Annotated in this window: 15 protein-coding genes; 12 read left to right on the top strand and 3 right to left on the bottom strand. The window is 68.7% G+C overall.

Going from position 1 to position 17591, the window contains the following annotated elements; translation table 11 throughout:
- Window positions 1-70: 70 nt before the first annotated feature.
- The 3 genes from tatA to ACFQ6S_RS34400 all read left to right on the top strand — a co-directional run bounded on the left by tatA (window position 71) and on the right by ACFQ6S_RS34400 (window position 4328).
- Window positions 71-364, top strand: coding sequence for a Sec-independent protein translocase subunit TatA (gene tatA / locus ACFQ6S_RS34390; protein WP_383418532.1), 294 nt, complete (start codon window positions 71-73; stop codon window positions 362-364).
- 47 nt (window positions 365-411) lie between these two features.
- Entirely contained in the window at window positions 412-1362 is a 951-nt protein-coding gene (gene tatC / locus ACFQ6S_RS34395) for a twin-arginine translocase subunit TatC (RefSeq protein WP_383418534.1), read from the top strand.
- Between the two features lie 113 nt (window positions 1363-1475).
- On the top strand, window positions 1476-4328 hold the full coding sequence (locus tag ACFQ6S_RS34400) for a DEAD/DEAH box helicase (RefSeq protein WP_383419013.1): 2853 nt from the start codon (window positions 1476-1478) through the stop codon (window positions 4326-4328).
- A 75-nt stretch (window positions 4329-4403) separates the two neighbouring features.
- On the opposite strand, the gene helR is transcribed toward ACFQ6S_RS34400, so the two are convergent.
- Entirely contained in the window at window positions 4404-6587 is a 2184-nt protein-coding gene (gene helR / locus ACFQ6S_RS34405; protein WP_383419015.1) for an RNA polymerase recycling motor ATPase HelR, read from the bottom strand.
- A gap of 741 nt (window positions 6588-7328) precedes the next feature.
- Between helR and ACFQ6S_RS34410 the strand changes: the two genes are divergently transcribed.
- The 5 genes from ACFQ6S_RS34410 to ACFQ6S_RS34430 all read left to right on the top strand — a co-directional run bounded on the left by ACFQ6S_RS34410 (window position 7329) and on the right by ACFQ6S_RS34430 (window position 11950).
- Complete coding sequence (locus ACFQ6S_RS34410) at window positions 7329-8921, top strand: sensor histidine kinase (protein WP_383418536.1); 1593 nt, start codon at window positions 7329-7331, stop codon at window positions 8919-8921.
- A complete protein-coding gene (locus ACFQ6S_RS34415; protein WP_383418538.1) occupies window positions 8918-9325 on the top strand; it encodes a roadblock/LC7 domain-containing protein in 408 nt (135 codons plus the stop codon). Before ACFQ6S_RS34410 ends, ACFQ6S_RS34415 begins: the two co-directional genes overlap by 4 nt.
- Entirely contained in the window at window positions 9322-9723 is a 402-nt protein-coding gene (locus ACFQ6S_RS34420) for a DUF742 domain-containing protein (protein WP_383418540.1), read from the top strand. Before ACFQ6S_RS34415 ends, ACFQ6S_RS34420 begins: the two co-directional genes overlap by 4 nt.
- On the top strand, window positions 9704-10324 hold the full coding sequence (locus ACFQ6S_RS34425; RefSeq protein WP_383418542.1) for an ATP/GTP-binding protein: 621 nt from the start codon (window positions 9704-9706) through the stop codon (window positions 10322-10324). Before ACFQ6S_RS34420 ends, ACFQ6S_RS34425 begins: the two co-directional genes overlap by 20 nt.
- A gap of 135 nt (window positions 10325-10459) precedes the next feature.
- Window positions 10460-11950 carry a cytochrome P450 gene (locus ACFQ6S_RS34430; RefSeq protein ID WP_383418544.1) on the top strand — a complete coding sequence of 497 codons (1491 nt, stop codon included), beginning with the start codon at window positions 10460-10462 and terminating at the stop codon, window positions 11948-11950.
- Between the two features lie 18 nt (window positions 11951-11968).
- On the opposite strand, the gene ACFQ6S_RS34435 is transcribed toward ACFQ6S_RS34430, so the two are convergent.
- On the bottom strand, window positions 11969-12910 hold the full coding sequence (locus tag ACFQ6S_RS34435; protein WP_383418546.1) for an RluA family pseudouridine synthase: 942 nt from the start codon (window positions 12908-12910) through the stop codon (window positions 11969-11971).
- Between the two features lie 582 nt (window positions 12911-13492).
- On the opposite strand from ACFQ6S_RS34435, the gene ACFQ6S_RS34440 reads away from it, so the two are divergent.
- Window positions 13493-13654, top strand: a complete 162-nt coding sequence (locus tag ACFQ6S_RS34440; RefSeq protein ID WP_383418547.1) for a hypothetical protein — start codon at window positions 13493-13495, stop codon at window positions 13652-13654.
- Window positions 13655-14219: 565 nt separating this feature from the next.
- Here ACFQ6S_RS34440 and ACFQ6S_RS34445 read toward each other — a convergent pair.
- On the bottom strand, window positions 14220-14429 hold the full coding sequence (locus tag ACFQ6S_RS34445; RefSeq protein ID WP_383418548.1) for a hypothetical protein: 210 nt from the start codon (window positions 14427-14429) through the stop codon (window positions 14220-14222).
- Between the two features lie 206 nt (window positions 14430-14635).
- On the opposite strand from ACFQ6S_RS34445, the gene ACFQ6S_RS34450 reads away from it, so the two are divergent.
- The 3 genes from ACFQ6S_RS34450 (at window position 14636) to ACFQ6S_RS34460 (ending at window position 17471) form a co-directional block, all read left to right on the top strand.
- Window positions 14636-15643 carry a hypothetical protein gene (locus ACFQ6S_RS34450; protein ID WP_383418550.1) on the top strand — a complete coding sequence of 336 codons (1008 nt, stop codon included), beginning with the start codon at window positions 14636-14638 and terminating at the stop codon, window positions 15641-15643.
- A gap of 17 nt (window positions 15644-15660) precedes the next feature.
- The gene (locus ACFQ6S_RS34455; protein ID WP_383419017.1) at window positions 15661-17040 is read left to right on the top strand and encodes a cytochrome P450; all 1380 of its coding nucleotides are present in this window, start codon (window positions 15661-15663) and stop codon (window positions 17038-17040) included.
- 134 nt (window positions 17041-17174) lie between these two features.
- The gene (locus tag ACFQ6S_RS34460) at window positions 17175-17471 is read left to right on the top strand and encodes a hypothetical protein (RefSeq protein WP_383418551.1); all 297 of its coding nucleotides are present in this window, start codon (window positions 17175-17177) and stop codon (window positions 17469-17471) included.
- The last annotated feature ends 120 nt before the right edge of the window (window positions 17472-17591 follow it).

Here is a 17591-nt window from a genome sequence, read left to right on the forward strand (position 1 = left end):
GTTCGGACACATGTCCGACCGATCGGACGGCAATCCCATCCCAGCAGCCTCGGTGAGAAGGTAAAGACTTATGTTCGGAAGGCTCGGAGCCCCCGAGATCATTCTCATCCTCGTCGTCATCATCCTGCTGTTCGGCGCGAAGAAGCTTCCGGACATGGCGCGCTCGCTCGGCAAGTCCGCGCGCATCCTGAAGAGCGAGGCCAAGGCGATGAAGGACGACGGCAAGTCCGCCGCCCCGGCCGACCCGCCGAACAACACGGGCGACGACCAGCAGCCCCCGGCTCAGCGCATCATCCAGGCTTCCCCCGGCGACGTGAACAGCTCACGCCCGGTCACCGAGCCGACGGACTCCACGAAGCGCTGACGCAGGGCCGGTGACCTCCGGCCCGCCGCACGAGATGGGAACGTGGGTTGCTGAAGTCTGCCCGCAATGAGGAGAAGGATCCCGAGGGGCGGATGCCCCTCGCGGAGCACCTTCGTGAGCTCCGCAACCGGCTCGCGAAAGCGCTGCTCGCGATCGTCGTGATCACGGTCGTCGCCGCCTTCTTCTATCAGGACATCATCAACTTCTTCACCAAGCCGGTCCTCGAGTCGGTCGGCTGCCCGAAGTCGTTCGAGGAACTGGCCAAGACGGCGCGCGACGAGAATCCGTGCGCGCAGATCACGATCAACGGTCTGCTCGCGCCGTTCACGCTGGCCCTGAAGGTGTCCCTGATGGCCGGTGTCGTGCTGGCCGCACCGGTCTGGTTGTACCAGCTGTGGGCCTTCGTCGCCCCCGGCCTGCACAAGCACGAGCGGAAGTACGCCTACGCGTTCGTCGCCACGGGCACCCCGCTCTTCCTGGCCGGCGCCTTCTTCGCCTACAAGGTGCTGCCCAAGACGGCCGAAGTCCTGATCGAGTTCACCCCGTTCGGCGTGGACAACCTGCTGCCGCTCGACGACCTGCTCGACCTCGTCACGCGCATGGTGATCGTCTTCGGTCTCTCCTTCGAGCTGCCGCTGCTGCTGGTGATGCTCAACTTCACCGGCGCCATCACCGGCAAGCGCATGCTCGGCTGGTGGCGCGGCATGATCATGGGCATCACCGTGTTCGCGGCCATCGCGACGCCCAGCACGGACCCGCTGACCATGATGGCCCTCGCCGGACCGATCTGGTTCCTGTACTTCGCGGCCGTCGCCGTCTCCCTGGTCAACGACCGCCGCAGGCGCCGCCGTGACGAAATGGGCCCCGACGACGACGAGGCCTCCGACCTGGACCTGACCCCCGAGGCGATCGGCGAGGTCGAGACCGTCTCCGCCGCCCGGGCGCTGCCCGAGCAGGCGAGCAGGGACCGCGTCAACGGATACGACGACGTGACCTGAGAGGCGGATCTCAGGAAGCCACGGCCGGGGCGCCCGCGGGGCGCACCCGGCCGTTCGCGTCGAGCGGTCGTGAGCTGCGCGGATCCCGGGTTTGCGGAGTGCCGATCCGGATAATGATCGTCCTGTTGTCAGTGGGGCCCGGTACGCTCGAAAGCACGATGACAGAGGACCTCTCACCGGCCGAGCGGTACGCGGCGGCACGCATGCGCGCTGCGGAGCAGGCCACCGCGCTCGCCTCCTTCCGCGAGATGTACGACTTCGGCCTCGACCCCTTCCAGATCGAGGCATGCCAGGCGCTCGAGACGGGCAAGGGCGTGCTGGTGGCCGCGCCCACCGGCTCGGGCAAGACGATCGTCGGCGAGTTCGCCGTCCACCTCGCCCTGATGCAGGGCAAGAAGTGCTTCTACACCACGCCCATCAAGGCGCTGTCGAACCAGAAGTACGCCGACCTGTGCCGCCGTTACGGCAACGGCATGGTCGGTCTGCTCACAGGCGACAACAGCGTCAACCCCGACGCCCCGGTGGTCGTGATGACCACAGAGGTGCTGCGGAACATGCTGTACGCCGGATCACAGACCCTCCTCGGCCTCGGCTACGTCGTCATGGACGAGGTGCACTATCTCTCCGACCGCTTCCGCGGCGCCGTATGGGAAGAGGTGATCATCCACCTCCCCGAGTCGGTCACCCTCGTCTCGCTGTCGGCGACCGTGTCCAACGCCGAGGAGTTCGGCGACTGGCTCGACACCGTCCGCGGCGACACCGAGGTGATCGTCTCCGAGCACCGGCCCGTGCCGCTGTTCCAGCACGTACTCGCCGGGCGCCGGATGTACGACCTGTTCGAGGAGGGCGAGGGCCACAAGAAGGCCGTCAACCCCGACCTCACGAGGCTGGCCCGCATGGAGGCCACCCGGCCGTCGTACCAGGACCGCAGACGCGGCCGCGCCATGCGCGAGGCCGACCGGGAGCGCGAGCGCAGACAGCGCTCCCGGGTGTGGACGCCTGGGCGGCCCGAAGTCATCGAGCGCCTCGACTCCGAGGGGCTGCTGCCCGCCATCACCTTCATCTTCAGCCGCGCCGCCTGCGAGGCCGCCGTCCAGCAGTGCCTGCACGCGGGCCTGCGGCTGAACGACGATGAGGCGCGGGAGAAGGTGCGCGCCATCGTCGAGGAGCGCACCACCTCCATCCCGACCGAGGATCTGCACGTCCTCGGGTACTACGAGTGGCTGGAGGGCCTGGAGCGCGGCATAGCCGCCCACCACGCGGGCATGCTGCCGACCTTCAAGGAGGTCGTCGAGGAGCTGTTCGTGCGCGGCCTGGTGAAGGCCGTGTTCGCCACCGAGACCCTCGCCCTCGGCATCAACATGCCCGCACGCTCGGTGGTGTTGGAGAAGCTCGTCAAGTGGAACGGCGAGCAGCACGCCGACATCACACCCGGCGAGTACACCCAGCTGACGGGTCGTGCGGGCCGCCGCGGCATCGACGTCGAGGGACACGCCGTGGTGCTGTGGCAGCGCGGGTTCAGTCCCGAGCACCTCGCGGGACTGGCCGGCACGCGCACCTATCCGCTGCGGTCCAGCTTCAAGCCGTCGTACAACATGGCGGTCAACCTCGTCGAGCAGTTCGGCCGGCACCGCTCACGCGAGCTGCTGGAGACGTCCTTCGCGCAGTTCCAGGCCGACAAGTCGGTCGTCGGGATCTCGCGTCAGGTGCAGCGCAACGAGGAGGGGCTGGCGGGTTACAAGGAGTCCATGACCTGCCACCTCGGGGACTTCGAGGAGTACGCGCGGCTGCGCCGCGAACTCAAGGACCGCGAGAACGAGTTGGCCCGGGAGGGCGCGGTGGAGCGGCGCGCCGAGGCCGCGACCGCGCTGGAGAAGCTCAAGCCCGGTGACGTCATCCATGTGCCGACGGGCAAGTACGCCGGTCTGGCACTGGTGCTGGACCCGGGGCTGCCGGCCGGGCGGTCCAACGGGCACCGCGGCTTCGAGCACCACGACGGACCGCGCCCACTGGTCCTGACCGCCGAGCGGCAGGTCAAGCGGCTCGCGTCGATGGACTTCCCGGTGCCCGTCGAGGCGCTGGAGCGGATGCGGATCCCGAAGTCCTTCAACCCGCGCTCCCCGCAGTCCCGTCGGGACCTGGCGTCCGCGCTGCGCACCAAGGCCGGGCACATCGCGCCCGAGCGGCATCGCAGGCGCCGCTCCGAGGCGGCCGACGACCGCGAGATCGCCCGGCTGCGCACAGCGATCCGCGCCCACCCCTGCCACGGCTGCAACGACCGCGAGGACCACGCCCGTTGGGCCGAGCGCTACCACCGGCTGATCCGGGACACCTCACAGCTGGAGCGCCGGATCGAAGGACGCACGAACACCATCGCGCGCACCTTCGACCGCATCGTCGCGCTGCTGACCGAACTGGACTATCTGCGCGGCGACGAGGTCACCGAGCACGGCAAGCGGCTCGCGCGGCTGTACGGCGAACTCGATCTGCTGGCCAGCGAGTGCCTGCGCGAAGGGGTGTGGGAGGGCCTCGACCCGGCCGAACTGGCGGCCTGCGTCTCGGCGTTGGTGTACGAGGCCAGGGTCGGGGACGACGCGATGGCCCCGAAGCTGCCGTCGGGCAAGGCCAAGGCCGCGCTCGGTGAGACGGTCCGGATCTGGGGCCGACTGGACGCCCTGGAGGAGGACTTCCGGATCAACCAGACCGAAGGGGTCGGCCAGCGCGAACCCGACCTCGGCTTCGCCTGGGCCGCCTACATGTGGGCCAGCGGCAAGGGGCTGGACGAGGTGCTTCGGGAGGCGGAGATGCCGGCCGGGGACTTTGTGCGGTGGTGCAAGCAGGTGATCGATGTGCTGGGGCAGATCGCCGCGGCTTCTCCTGTGGAGGGCTCGACCGTGGCCAAGAACGCGCGGAAGGCCGTCGAGGGGCTGCTCCGGGGAGTGGTCGCCTACTCGTCGGTGGGGTAATGGTGCCTTGGTGGGTGCGGGGTTCGTCGTGGCTTGTCACGCTGCTCCCCGCGCCCCTGGGGCGTGTCCGTGTCCTCACCCGAGGATGACCAGTTGCCGGGTTGCTCGGGTCATCGCCACATAGCGGTCCACCGCTCCCTCGATATCCGCGCCGAAGTCCTGTGGTTCGACCAGGACGACCAGGTCGAACTCCAGGCCCTTCGACAGCTCCGGAGTCAGTGACCGGACCCGGTCCGTCGGGCGGAACGTGGGGTCGCCGATGACGCAGGCGGTTCCCTCGGCGTGTGCGGCCAGCCAGGTGTCGAGGATCGAGTCCAGGTCCGGGACGGATCCGTGTACGACGGGGACGCCGCCGCTGCGGATGGATGTCGGGACGTTGGCGTCCGGGAGCGCCGCCCGGATGACCGGCTCGGCCTGCGTCATGATCTCCTGCGGTGTCCGGTAGTTGATGTTCAGGGAGGCCAGTTCGATCCGGTCGAACCCGACCCGTTCGAGCCGTTCCCGCCAGGACTCCGTGAATCCGTGCCGGGCCTGGGCGCGGTCCCCGACGATGGTGAAGCTGCGGGACGGGCAGCGCAGCAGCAGCATCTGCCACTCGGCGTCGGTGAGTTCCTGCGCCTCGTCGACGACGATGTGCGCGAAGGGGCCCGCGAGCCGGTCGGGGGCGGCGACGGCCAGTTCGGCCTCGTCGACCAGGCTGACCTGGGCATCCTGGCCCCGCAGCATCGTCACCAGGCCCATGCCCTCGTCCATGTCGGCGCCGGACTCGGACGCGGCCTCGATCAGGTTGTCGACGACCTGCGTCATTCGCTCGCGCTGGGCGGCGAGGATGCCCTCCTGCCGGCGCCTGCGCCGGGCCGCCTCCGGGTCGCCGAGCCGCTGCCGTGCCGCGTCCAGGAGCGGCAGGTCGGACACCGTCCAGGCCTGGGCGTCCGCGCGCTGTAGCCGCTGAACCTCCTCGCGGCCGAGCCAGGGAGCGCACATCCGCAGGTACGCGGGGACGGACCACAGGTCGGAGACGAGGTCGGTCGCCTCAAGGACAGGCCATGCGCGGTTGAAGGCGGCCAGCAGCTCCCTGTTCTGCCCCAGCGACCTGCGGACCAGCTCCGCCGAGACCTCGCCGTCGTCACCCGAGGCGTCCTCCCCGTGCCGGTCCACCAGCATCGTGAGCAGCTCTTCCCAGACCTGGTCGCGCGCCTCGTTGTGCGGCGTACCGGGCTCGGCCGCCTCGAACGCCACCGTCCAGTCCTCGGCGCTCAGCCATATGTCGGACCAGTGGGTCGAGACCGTCATGCCTTCGGCGGGTGGCTCCTCGTAGAACCGGACGGCCTTCTCGATCGCCCCCACCAGGTCCCCGGACGCCTTCAGACGGGCCACCACCGGGTCCGCCTCGACCGTCGCCGTGGCTCCCTCGGGGACCAGGTCGCGCAGGACGCAGGTCTGCACGCCCTCCTCGCCGAGGCTGGGGAGGACGTCGGAGACGTACGCCAGGTACGGCCGGTGCGGGCCGACGAACAGCACGCCGCCGCGGCGGTGGTCGACGCGGGGGTCGGAGTGGAGCAGGTAGGCGGACCGGTGCAGGGCGACGACGGTCTTGCCCGTGCCCGGACCGCCGTCGACGACGAGGGCACCCCGGGAACCGGCGCGGATGACGGCGTCCTGGTCGGCCTGGATGGTGCCGAGGACATCCCGCATCCGGGGCGAGCGATTGCTGCCGAGGCTGGCGATGAACGCGGACTGGTCGTCGAGCGCCGCGTGCCCGGCGAACCCGTCCGGGGTGAACACCTCGTCCCAGTAGTCGCTGATCAGAGCCCGGGTCCAGCGATACCTGCGGCGGCTGGCCAGGCCCATCGGGTTGGCGTGCGTGGCCCCGAAGAACGGCTCGGCGGCGGGGGAGCGCCAGTCGACCAACAGCCGACGGCCCGTGCTGTCGGTCAGGCCGAGCCGTCCGACGTACACCGGCTCCGGGCTGTCCGTGCCGACCATGCGGCCGAGGCACAGGTCCAGTCCGAAGCGGCGCAGGGTACGCAGGCGGGCCGTCAGCTGATGGATCTCCATGTCCCGGTCCATCGCCTCCCGGCCCATCCCGCCGGGCGCCTTGCGCACGGTCGTGAGGCGGTCGGACAGCTCGGCGATCGACTGGTCGAGGCACTCGGCGATGGCAGTGAAGTGCTGCTCGTCGGCGGCGATCAGGGTTGGGTCGGCCTTGGGGGAGAGGCGGGCGGGGAGGTTGAACACGCTGGCGGGGAGGGGGTTCACGCCAGTGGTGAGCGGGTTCGCGCTGGTGGTGAGAGGGTTCACGCTGGTGGTGAAGGACTTCACGTATGGCTCCGAAAATCGGTCGGGTACGACCACGGGGTGCGGTGAGGTGCCACGGCGGTGGCCCGCTTGCGGGTCTCGGGGGGCGGGGGTGGTTTCGAGTCCGGTCGATCCGTACGACATCAACAGCACACGCGCTTCTACGACTCCCGTTTTCGCAGGTCTTCGGCCTAGGCCGGAGATTCTGCGGCAGGAGGGGGGCCTTGCCGCAAGCCCCCCAGTGCGCTATAAGTTGAGAGTGGCAAGGAGTGGTTGACCTCCTTGCCTTTGTTTTTGCCCCGCCTCTTTCCACGCGCTCTCGCGTGTTCCCGCGCTCCCCGCGGCGCGCCTCTCTGCCCACCCTCGGCGGCCGGACTTCCCCGTCCGGAACGGGGTGCGGAACCCGATCTTCACCCGTCACGGTGAGTATCCATCGAACGCCCGTTCGCCGCTACGCACCGTGTTCGAACGTGATCTGAGCGTATAAATGCGCCCGAGCGTACTCCTGCCAAGCAGCCCGTTTCAGGTGCTTGCTGAATATGACACGGCGATGATCCGGTCGGACTAAGCTCGCCCGCAGCGCACCGAGTTGAGGCGTATTCGTGCGCTTGTTCCCAAACAAGCAGAAGATCCCGACATACCCATGACGTACCCCGCTGCAAGCTCCCCCAACACCCACCCGATTAGTTTCAGAGGGCCCACATGGTGAGCGTTCAATCCCCGACCCGTCGCCGTGAACTGCCGTACGCCCGCGTGCTGTTGCTGCCGGCCATAGTGATGGCCGCGGCGACCGGAGCCGCCGTCGCCGTGGTGGCGGAGCCAGCCCGGACGGCCGTCGGCGTGTGCGGTGCCGTGGCCATCCTGCTCGTACTGGCCGCCGCGGCCGAAGCGGTGCGCCGCGGCCGCACTCTGCGGGACCTGCGGGCCGAGCACGCCCGTCACACCGCGTATCTGGAAGGGCGCATCGCCGCCCATGACGGGGAGATGGCCCGCCTCGCCACGGAGATCACGCCCGCCGCGATCTACCGGCTGCAGTGCGGCAATTCGCCCTATGAGGTGATGCGCGACCTCGCCGAGATCGACCCGTCCTACGCCCATCTCTCCCGGGCCGAAACCGCGCTGGTGCAGTCGATGCTCGACATCGTCGACCACGAGGAAGCCCTCCGCGACTCCGCCCAGCGCTCGTTCGTCAACATCGCCCGCCGCGTCCAGGCCATCGTCCACCAACAGGCCGTGGAACTGCGGGAGATGGAGGAGGACCACGGTCGTAACCCCGAGGTCTTCGACGACCTGCTGCGCATCGACCACGGCACCATGCTGATCGGCCGCCTCGCCGACTCCATCTCCGTGCTCGGCGGCGGCCGCCCCGGACGCCAGTGGCCCGAACCCGTCCCGCTGTACAGCGTGTTGCGCGGCGCCATGTCCCGGATCCTGGAGTACCGCCGCATCAGCCTGGACTCCATCGCCCAGGTCAACATCGCCGGCATCTCGGTCGAGCCGATCATCCACGCCGCCGCCGAGCTCCTCGACAACGCCACGCGCTACTCGCCGCCGCAGACCAAGGTGCACGTCACCGCCACCGAGGTGCAGACCGGAATCGCGGTCGAGATCGAGGACTCCGGTGTCAGCCTCAGCGAGGAGGCACGCGCCAGGGTCGAGGGCATGCTCGAACGCGCCAAGCAGGGCACCGACCTACAGGATCTCGGCGAGTCCCCGCGCCTGGGCCTGGCCGTCGTCGGCCGTCTGTGCACGGCGTTCAACATGCAGGTCTCGCTGCGCTCCTCGGCGTACGGCGGTGTGCGCGCCGTGCTCGTGGTGCCGCGCGAGATGATGACCAACGACCCCGCGCCCGGACTCGCCCACGGCATCGGTGCCGCAGTGGCGCCCAAGGCCGACCCCGACGCACTCGAAGGCCCCAAGCGGGCCCCCAAGAAGCGGCGTCCGACCAGCCCGAAGATCGCCGCCACGGCCGCCATGGAGGACGACGTCCCCGTGGTCACCGAGTGGACCGCGGGCGGGCTGCCGCAGCGCCGCAGCCGGGTCAAGACCCCGCTCAGCAAGCGAATCGCCGAGCAGGCGGCCATCGAGCAGGCCGAGCGGGAGGGCCGGCCGACCGTCTGGTCGACGCACAAGACCGAGCCCGAGCCCGAGCCGGAGAAGGTCGACGAGCCCGCCCCCGGAGCGTGGGTCGAGGCGTTCTGGAACGGACTCAAGGACAAGCCGGACCCCTACACACTCCAGCCGCGTACTCAACCGGCCCGCCCCGAGGCCGAAGACGAGGGGGACACCAAGTGATCCAGCAGCGCGCCAACTTCGACTGGATGCTCAAGGAGCTCCACGACGGCGTACCGGGCATCGAGATGATCGTGGTGCTCTCCGCCGACGGCCTGCGCATCGCCCGCTACGGCGGTGACCCGGACACCGCCGACCGCGTCGCCGCGGCGTGCGCGGGTCTGCAGAGCCTGGCGAGCGCCGTCGCCACGGAGATCCCGAACAGCGACGGCACGATGAAGATGGTCCTGATCGAGATCAAGGGCGGCTACTTCTATCTGATGGCCGCGGGCGCGAACGCCTATCTCGCCGTGCTCTCCGACACGTTCGCCGAACCCGGTCTGATGAGCAACCGCATGTGCGACCTCGTCGCCCGCATCGGCGCCCATCTCACCAGCCCGCCACGACGCAACGGGCAGACCGTATGACTCCTCCGCAACGCCAGCGGCGATTCCCCAAGGAACAACCACCGTCACCGCCTCCCCGGACGGGGAAGCAGAAGAACCCCGAGCGGCTCTTCGTGGTGGCCGGACCGGACGGCGGCGAGCGCGACGGCGACCTCGACCTCGTCACCTTAATCGTGGCGCGCGCCGACCCTCCGCCCTCCCCGACACCCGAGCAGTCGGCGCTGCTCCGGCTGTGTACCACCCCTCTGTCCGTGGCCGAACTGTCGGCCTATCTCAACCTGCCGTTCAGTGTGATGACGGTCCTGCTCACCGACATGCTGACGGCCGGACTGGTGACGGCACGCAACCCGATCGTGCGCCAGACCGTCGCCGACCGTTCAATCCTCGAAGCGGTGATGCATGGACTTCAAAGGCTCTGACACCGTCCCCGGCCCACGGACCGAGGACCAGCTGCCGCACACGGCCGAGGCCGCGGTCAAGATCGTGATCGTGGGCGGCTTCGGCGTCGGCAAGACGACCATGGTCGGCTCGGTCAGCGAGATCAGGCCGCTGACCACCGAAGAGACCATGACGCAGGCGGGCATCGGCGTCGACGACAACTTCGGCTCGGACACCAAGACGGCCACCACCGTGGCGATGGACTTCGGCCGCATCAGCATCACCGAGCAGTTGGTGCTGTATCTCTTCGGTACGCCCGGCCAGGAACGCTTCTGGTTCCTGTGGAACGGGTTGTTCGACGGCGCGTTGGGCGCGGTCGTCCTCATCGACACCCGGCGCCTCGAGGTCAGCTTCGACGTCATGGGACGACTGGAGGAGCGGGGCGTGCCCTTCGTGGTCGCCGTCAACACCTTCCCGGACGCGCCCAGTTACCCCATTGCCGAACTCCGCACGGCGCTCGATCTGCCCGAGGAGATCCCCATCGTGGAGTGCGACGTCCGCCGCCGGGCTTCCAGCCGGGATGTGCTGATGACCCTGATGCACCTTCTGCATGCGCTGGCGACAGCGAAGGCGCCTGCGTGAGCCACGCACCGGTCGAGCCGTACGGCCACCCAACCCGTCCCGCGCTTGACCTCCCCCCTGCTCCCGGCTTCGCCGCCCGCCGGGGGACCCACCTCTCCTGTACACCGGAATCACTTCAGCTTCGGAGCGACCATCGTGACGCCTGAATCTCTCTCCCCGACCGGTACGGACGAGCCCATGGCCACTCCGCCCCCCGGCTGCCCCGCGCACGGTATCGGCCCCGGCGATCTGCGCCGGCTGTACGGTCCTGAGGCGGAGGACCTGGGAGCCGTGTACGAGAAGCTACGGGCTGAGCACGGCCCCGTGGCTCCTGCGCTGCTGCCCGAGGACGTGCCTATCTGGGTGGTGCTCGGTCACGCCGAGAACATGCACACGATGCGCACCCCCTCGCAGTTCTCCCGTGACACCCGGTTGTGGACCTCGATGCAGGACGGCACCGTCAAGCCCGATCATCCGCTCATGCCACACCTTGCCTGGCAGCCCATCTGCTGTCACGCCGAGGGCGACGAGCACATGCGGCTGCGCGGCGCGGTCACCGGAGCCATGTCGACCATCGACCACCGGGGCATCCGCCGCTACATCAATCGCGCGACCCAGGACCTCGTCAACCAGTTCTGCGAGGAGGGCGAGGCCGACCTGGTCAGCCAGTTCGGCGAGCGCCTGCCGATGATCGTGCTGTGCGAGATCCTTGGCATGCCCCACGAGTACAACGACCAACTCGTACAGGCCGCCCGCGACATGCCCAAGGGCACCGAGACGGCCATCGCCAGCAACGCCTACATCATGGACGTCCTGATGCGGCTCACCGCCAGCCGCCGGTCGGAACCCAAGGACGACTTCACCAGTCACCTGATCAACCATCCGGCGCGGCTCAGCGACGAGGAGGTCGGCCAGCACCTGCGTGTCGTCCTGATCGTCGCGTACGAGGCCACCGCCAACCTCCTTGCCAACGTATTGCGAGTGGTACTCACCGACCCGCGGTTCCGGGCGCAGCTCAGCGGCGGCCAGATGACGGTGCCCGAGGCGGTCGAGCAGTCCCTGTGGGACGAGCCGCCGTTCAGCACCCTCTTGGGCTACTTTGCCAAGCAGGAGGTCGAGCTGGGCGGCCAGCGCATCCGCAAGGGCGACGGCCTCCTCGTGGGGCTAGCGCCGGGAAACGTCGACCCACGTGTCCGTCCCGACACCAAGGCCAACATGCAGGGCAACCGCTCCCACCTGGCGTTCAGCGGCGGTCCCCACGAGTGCCCGGGCCAGGACATCGGCCGCGCCATCGCCGAGGTCGGCGTCGACGCGCTGCTGACCCGTCTCCCCGATGTCGAACTCGCCTGCGAGGAACACGAGCTGAGTTGGCGGGCTTCCATCTCGAACCGGCACTTGGTCGAACTGCCGGTGAAGTTCGCGCCCAAGCCGCAGCAGGACGTGATGGCGCGTCCCGCGCACCCGGTGACGGCACAGCGTCCCAGCAACTGGCAGTTCAGCACGCCACAGCCGCAGCCGGTGGCTCCGCAGCCGGTGGCTCCGGATCCGGCCGCTCCGTCCACCGCGCCGTCTTCGACACCGACGCCCGAACCGGCCCGCCGGCCTGGGCTGTTCCGGCGCGCCCTGCGCTGGTGGCGCGGCGACTGAGCCGTTCGGGCACCAGGACTACCTGGCCCACTCGTCGTACGACGACCAGGCCCCCAGCACACGTCGGCTGACGAACCGGTGCTCGCGCCCTGTGATCGGATCGGTGAACTCCAGCACCCGTGCCAGCAGTTGGAGCGGGCGCCGGAAGTCACCGGCCGCCACGGGGCCGGCCACCACCGGATAGAGGGGGTCTCCGAGGATCGGCAGCCCCAGGGCGCTCATGTGCACCCTCAGCTGGTGCGTCTGCCCGGTACGTGGTACCAACCGGTACCGGCCGCGCCCGTTGCGGTGCTCCAGCAGATCGACCTGGCTGTCGGCGTTGGGCTCGCCCTCGACCTCGCGGGCCGCCATCACGCCGCGCTCCTTGACGATCCGGCTGCGCACGGTGCACGGCAGCTTCACTGAGGGGTCGTACGGAGCCACCGCCTCGTACTCCTTCGCCACCCGCTTGTCTCGGAACAGTGTCTGGTAAGCCCCGCGCTCCTCCGGTCGCACGGTCAACAGCACCAGCCCTGCCGTCAGCCGGTCCAGCCGGTGTGCCGCGCTCAGCGTAGGGATGCCCATTTCACGCCGCAGTCGCGCCAGGGCAGTCTCGGCGATATGGCTGCCGCGCGGCGTGGTGGCCAGGAAGTGTGGTTTGTCGGCCACCACGACGTGTTCGTCCCGGTACACGACCTCTACCGCGAACGGCACTCGCTCCTCGTCGGGGAGCTCACGATGGAACCACACAAACATGCCGGATACGTACGGCATCTTCTTGGACACCGGACGCCCGGTGGCGTCCACGATCTGCCCCGCGTCCAGCATCCCGTCGATCACCCCTGCCCCGGCCGCGAGCCGCGCCACGAGATGATCCCGCACGGTCGCCCACGCCCCCCCGGTCGGCAACCGCAAGCGCACGGGATCCACCCCGTCACGCTGCGGTAGGGGAGAGGGCGGAGGTGGAGCGTGGCGTCTCATCACGATCGAGTCTACGAGCGGTCAGTGGGCCGGCCGACGGAGAGCTGGAAGGCCAACGACACCGACCAGGACTGCATGCTGCTTGAGCCGAGGCTGTCCCGGTGATGAGATCAGGGCGCAGTGTCATCGCGGCGGGGCGCACGGGGGTGCGAGGTACTGAGATGCGCGCGTCGCGCGGGAGTACGGACTGCGGTCATCTCAGGGGGCGCACTTCGCAGGTTGTCTACGTCGGCGCGAATATGCTTGCGCCCTCCCCCTATGGGCTTGTCGCTGGCACAGTTGTAGGACTCGTCCGGGTCGTACAAGCGGCCCCGGAGCGGCGTGCTCTACCTGTGGGCCGGGCGCGTGGGGTGATGTCTGTGGACCAGAGACCAACTGCGGGACAGGCGCTGTCTGTGTTGTGCGCTCCAGCCACGGTGAAGGCATTGTGCGCGGAGCGGCCTGTCGAGCTGGGAGCCGCGATCCGCGAGTTTTTGGTGGCCAAGATGTGCGCCGTGGGCGGGCATCGGAGCCTGAACCTGGGTGTGCTGGAGCCAGCCCTTACACATCGGCGCAGTCTTGGTCGGTGTCGACCGAGACCTCGTGGACACGCTCACCGCCCAGGCGCTGTCCCTGGGCGAAGGGTTCCAGATGAACGGCTGCCCGTTCGGCGCTTTTGGCGATCAGCACGTCGCGGGCATGTCCCGTCTGGAAGATCTTCGCGAGGGCGAACACATGGCCCTGCTCGCCCTCGCGCTGCGGTAAGCCGCCACCGCGTCACGCGGACGCGTTGCGCCGCCTGGTCGGTCGGACCTCATCGAGGCTGACGCCGCCCAGACCCGCGCCACCGTCCCGTCACCTGTGTGTTCCTGCGTCGAAGACATGATCACTGAGAGCTGCGACGCCGGCCTGCCCTTCTCGGCACTCTCGTCCCTGTCCCCGACTAACACCCCGCACCTGCGGCGCCTGGCGGACACCATCACACGGAGGGCGCATGATCCCACCTGGCAAACGCGTGTTGTCGCTCGTCCAGGTCCGGCACGAGAACGTGCACAACACCCACATGGTGGGCGAACTGGGAGGGCGAAGGAAACGGCCTTTGCCGAGGAGACCGACGGAGTTCCGCAGGTCGCGGTCGTCATCTTCTCTTCCTATGGTGTCACTCCGGTGGTCCATGCGTTTGCCGCACGACGGAGGTTGTCGGTCTGCGACGGAATGTGTCCGTCGGATACCAGGGTGCAGCGCGAAGTCGTCCATGCCCCTTCCAATATTGTCCGACTGTCCCAGACACTGTTGTCGGTGGATGAAACCAGGCAGACCGTCAAGGCCCTCAAGCGCCGTTTTCCTGCCTGTTGCACACGCCCGGCGACGACATCTGCTCCGCCACGCAGAGACACCAGCTCGCCGTACTGCAGATGCCCGCCAGGTCCATCCGGTCAACGGTACTGGGGCTGTTCACGCTTTCGCGCGACTCGTCCACGCCAACGGCCTGGCGGGCGGCGAACGCCCGTGCATCCTGCCGGTCCTCGATGCCATGCACGGTGAGGAGATGATCTACGGCCGGTACCGTGATGCGGCCGCTACCGGCCGACCCACCAGAGACAGCGAACCCGTCCCGGCGATCATCCATTACAGGACCGCCAAGTACACCTGTGATCGCCCCATACATATCGGTGCGACCCTCGGTTCCCCCTACGCCTTGCCACTGGGCGAGAGCTTCCAACCACAATGCCCCAGGGGAAAGACATGTCACAGGAAACGCAATTCTCGATTCCGTTTCCGTCCCGCACCAGCCCGGACGGAAAACGTTGCCACGACCGTGGATGCCAGTGGATGCGGGACGAAGGTCTCTTGAGTGGCCCCGGGTCGCTGCGGACGTTCCTTCGAACGGTGGATCACATAGGGTTGGCGATCCTCACCTATCCCTACGCGGTGGGCACGGCGCTGGACCTGGCCGCCGACACACTGGGGCTGGCATTCGTGATGGATGACGAGCTGTCAGGGCCGGGAGAGCGGGCACCGGGCCTGGTCGCCAGGATCATCGATGAGGTGACGGCCGTCTCGTCGCCCGCTCAAGCAACGCGCGCCCCCGCTGCGCCCGTCCGGGGCAGGCCCCTGCGCCGTACCCCGTTCGGCCGGGTCTGGCTTCGTGTGTGGCGGGACCTGTGCGAGGGCATGTCGCCGGACTGGCAGGCACGATCAGCTCGGAACTGGGCAGCGTTCTTCGCCACCTTCCCGCTGGAGGACCACAACCACCGCAACGGCATCGTCCTCGACATCGACAGTTACCGCGCCCTGCGTCGTATCAGCGTGGGGGTAGAGCCGTTGATCGACGTGGCCGAACGAGTCGGCGGATTCGAGGTGCCGGCCCGGGTACAGGACAGCGCGTGGATGAGGCGGATGAGGTACACGGCATCCGACGCGATCGCTGTGATGAACGACGTCCACGGGGTGGAGCGGGAGGAGTCGCACCAGGACACGCACAACCTTGTCCTGCTGCTGGAGCACCACGAGAAGCTGTCCCGCGACGAGGCGATCGACGAAGGGGTGCGGATATTTGACCAGCAACTGGCCGACTTCACCAGCTTATACGAGCAGGTACCCCGGCTGTGCGCCCCGCTGGACCTGAACGGACGGGAACGCGACGCCGTGGCGAGGTTCACCGAGGCCCTGTGCCTCTGGATATCCGGCAGTTACGCATGGAGCCTCGATACCAACCGCTATGCGCTTCCGAAGAGTGCGCAGAGGGCATAGGAGGGGAGGAACAGCCCATGTCCACCAACTTCGTCAATGGGACCGCCCCCAGGGCACTGCCACTTGTCGGGCACGCGATCCCGCTGATGCGACGGCCAGTTGAGTTCCTTGACTCGCTGCCTGCCTACGGTGACCTGGTCGAGATCCGGCTCGGCCCAACCCGCGCGTACGTACCCTGCCATCCCGAACTGCTGCGACAGGTCCTGATGGAGGACCGCGTCTTTGACAAGGGCGGCCCGCTCTTCGACCGGCTCCGGGACATCGTCGGGAACGGACTGGGCAGCTGCCCGCACCGAGACCACCGCAGGCAGCGCCGACTGCTCCAGCCCGCTTTCCACCGGGCACGGCTTCAGCACTACGCGGACGTGATGGAACAGGAGAGCACCGTGCTGACCGAGTCCTGGCAGGAGGGTCAGGTCATCGATGCCTTCCCGGTGCTGTACGGCTTTGCTCTCCGCACCGCGACTCGCACGCTGTTCACCGCCCACGTCGACGACGGCGACGTGGAGACCATCCAGCGCTCCTTCGAGACCGCGCTCGGCGGGCTCTTCCAACGCATGTTCCTGCCCAGAGCGTGGCAGCGACTGCCCCTGCCCGCGAACCGTCGCTATCAGCAGGCACTGGATCACCTGCACGGCAGGGTGGACCGCATCATTGCGGACTACCGGCGCGGCGGCCAGAACCACGGAGACCTGCTGTCGATGCTGATGTCCGCCCGCGACGAGGACGGCGGAGCGACCCTGAACGACGACGAGGTCCACGACCAGGTCATCACCATGCTGTTCGGCGGATCCGAAACCGTTGCCGCGAACCTGACCTGGACCCTGTACCTGATGTCCAGGCATCCGGAAGCCGCCCGCAAGGTCCACGAGGAGACCGACGCCGTGCTCGAAGGACGCCCGGCAGGTTGGAGCGACCTGCCCGAACTGCCTTTCACCAACCGGATGATCACCGAATCCCTGCGGTTGTATCCGCCCGCGTGGTTGTACACGCGGATTACCGCATCGCAGGTGGAACTGGCCGGTCGGCGGCTGGAGCCGGGTACGACGCTGGTGATCAGCCCCCCGGTAGTGCACCGTCAGGCGTCAGTTCACGCCGACCCGACGGACTTCTCTCCGGACCGTTGGTTGCCGGACCGCACTGCCGATCTACCCCGCGGGTCGTTCGCCACCTTCGGTGCCGGCGCCCGTAAGTGCATAGGCGATGCCTACGCGCTGGCCGAGGCGACACTGGCGCTCGCCACCATCGCGAACCGGTGGCAGGTGGAGTGCGATCCCGGCACAGATGTCCGACCGAGCACGTTGGCGACCGTGATGCATCCCCGCCGCCTGCATCTGCGACTGGCGCGACGTACCACGAAGACGGCCCGCCACAACGCACGGCGCGGTCCGTCCTGACAGCCCGGACGACCGAGGACCCCGGCTGAGGCCGGGCGTCCTCGGCGTGCAAACCAGCGGCGCCACTGCGGCCGTGGGCGGGCCACGGACGCCCCCGCCGTGCACGCCGACCTCCAGGACCCCGTCCTCCAGCGGTGACACGCCGGGCCGCCGACTCAGCAGAGGAGGCCGGCGACTGGATCGAGGCCTGGCACAAGGACGGGGAGGAGGAGCGGACCGCGCAGTGGGCGGTGGTCGATGCGGACGCCGACTGTCTGCTGGGCCGCGTGGCGCTGCGCGAGACACGGTTCGACGACGGCACGGCCGAGGTCGTGGAAGGCGTCGCCGCGATGCCCGCGCTACTCGCCGTGCTCGAACGGGCCGGGGTGGGCGTCGCTACCGTGACCCTCGCCCTCATCCGGACGTTCCGGTCGTACCAGCGGTCGGTCTGAGCATCCGGGGCACGCACGTACACGGCCATACCCGAACACGGCAGAACACGGCAGAACACGGCAGAGAGGCGGCAGTAAAGGGGCGGCACCTTCGAAGGTGCCGCCCCTTCCGACTTCCCC

It is taken from the genome of Streptomyces sp. NPDC056479 (genome assembly GCF_042795335.1).
Lineage (GTDB): Bacteria > Actinomycetota > Actinomycetes > Streptomycetales > Streptomycetaceae > Streptomyces.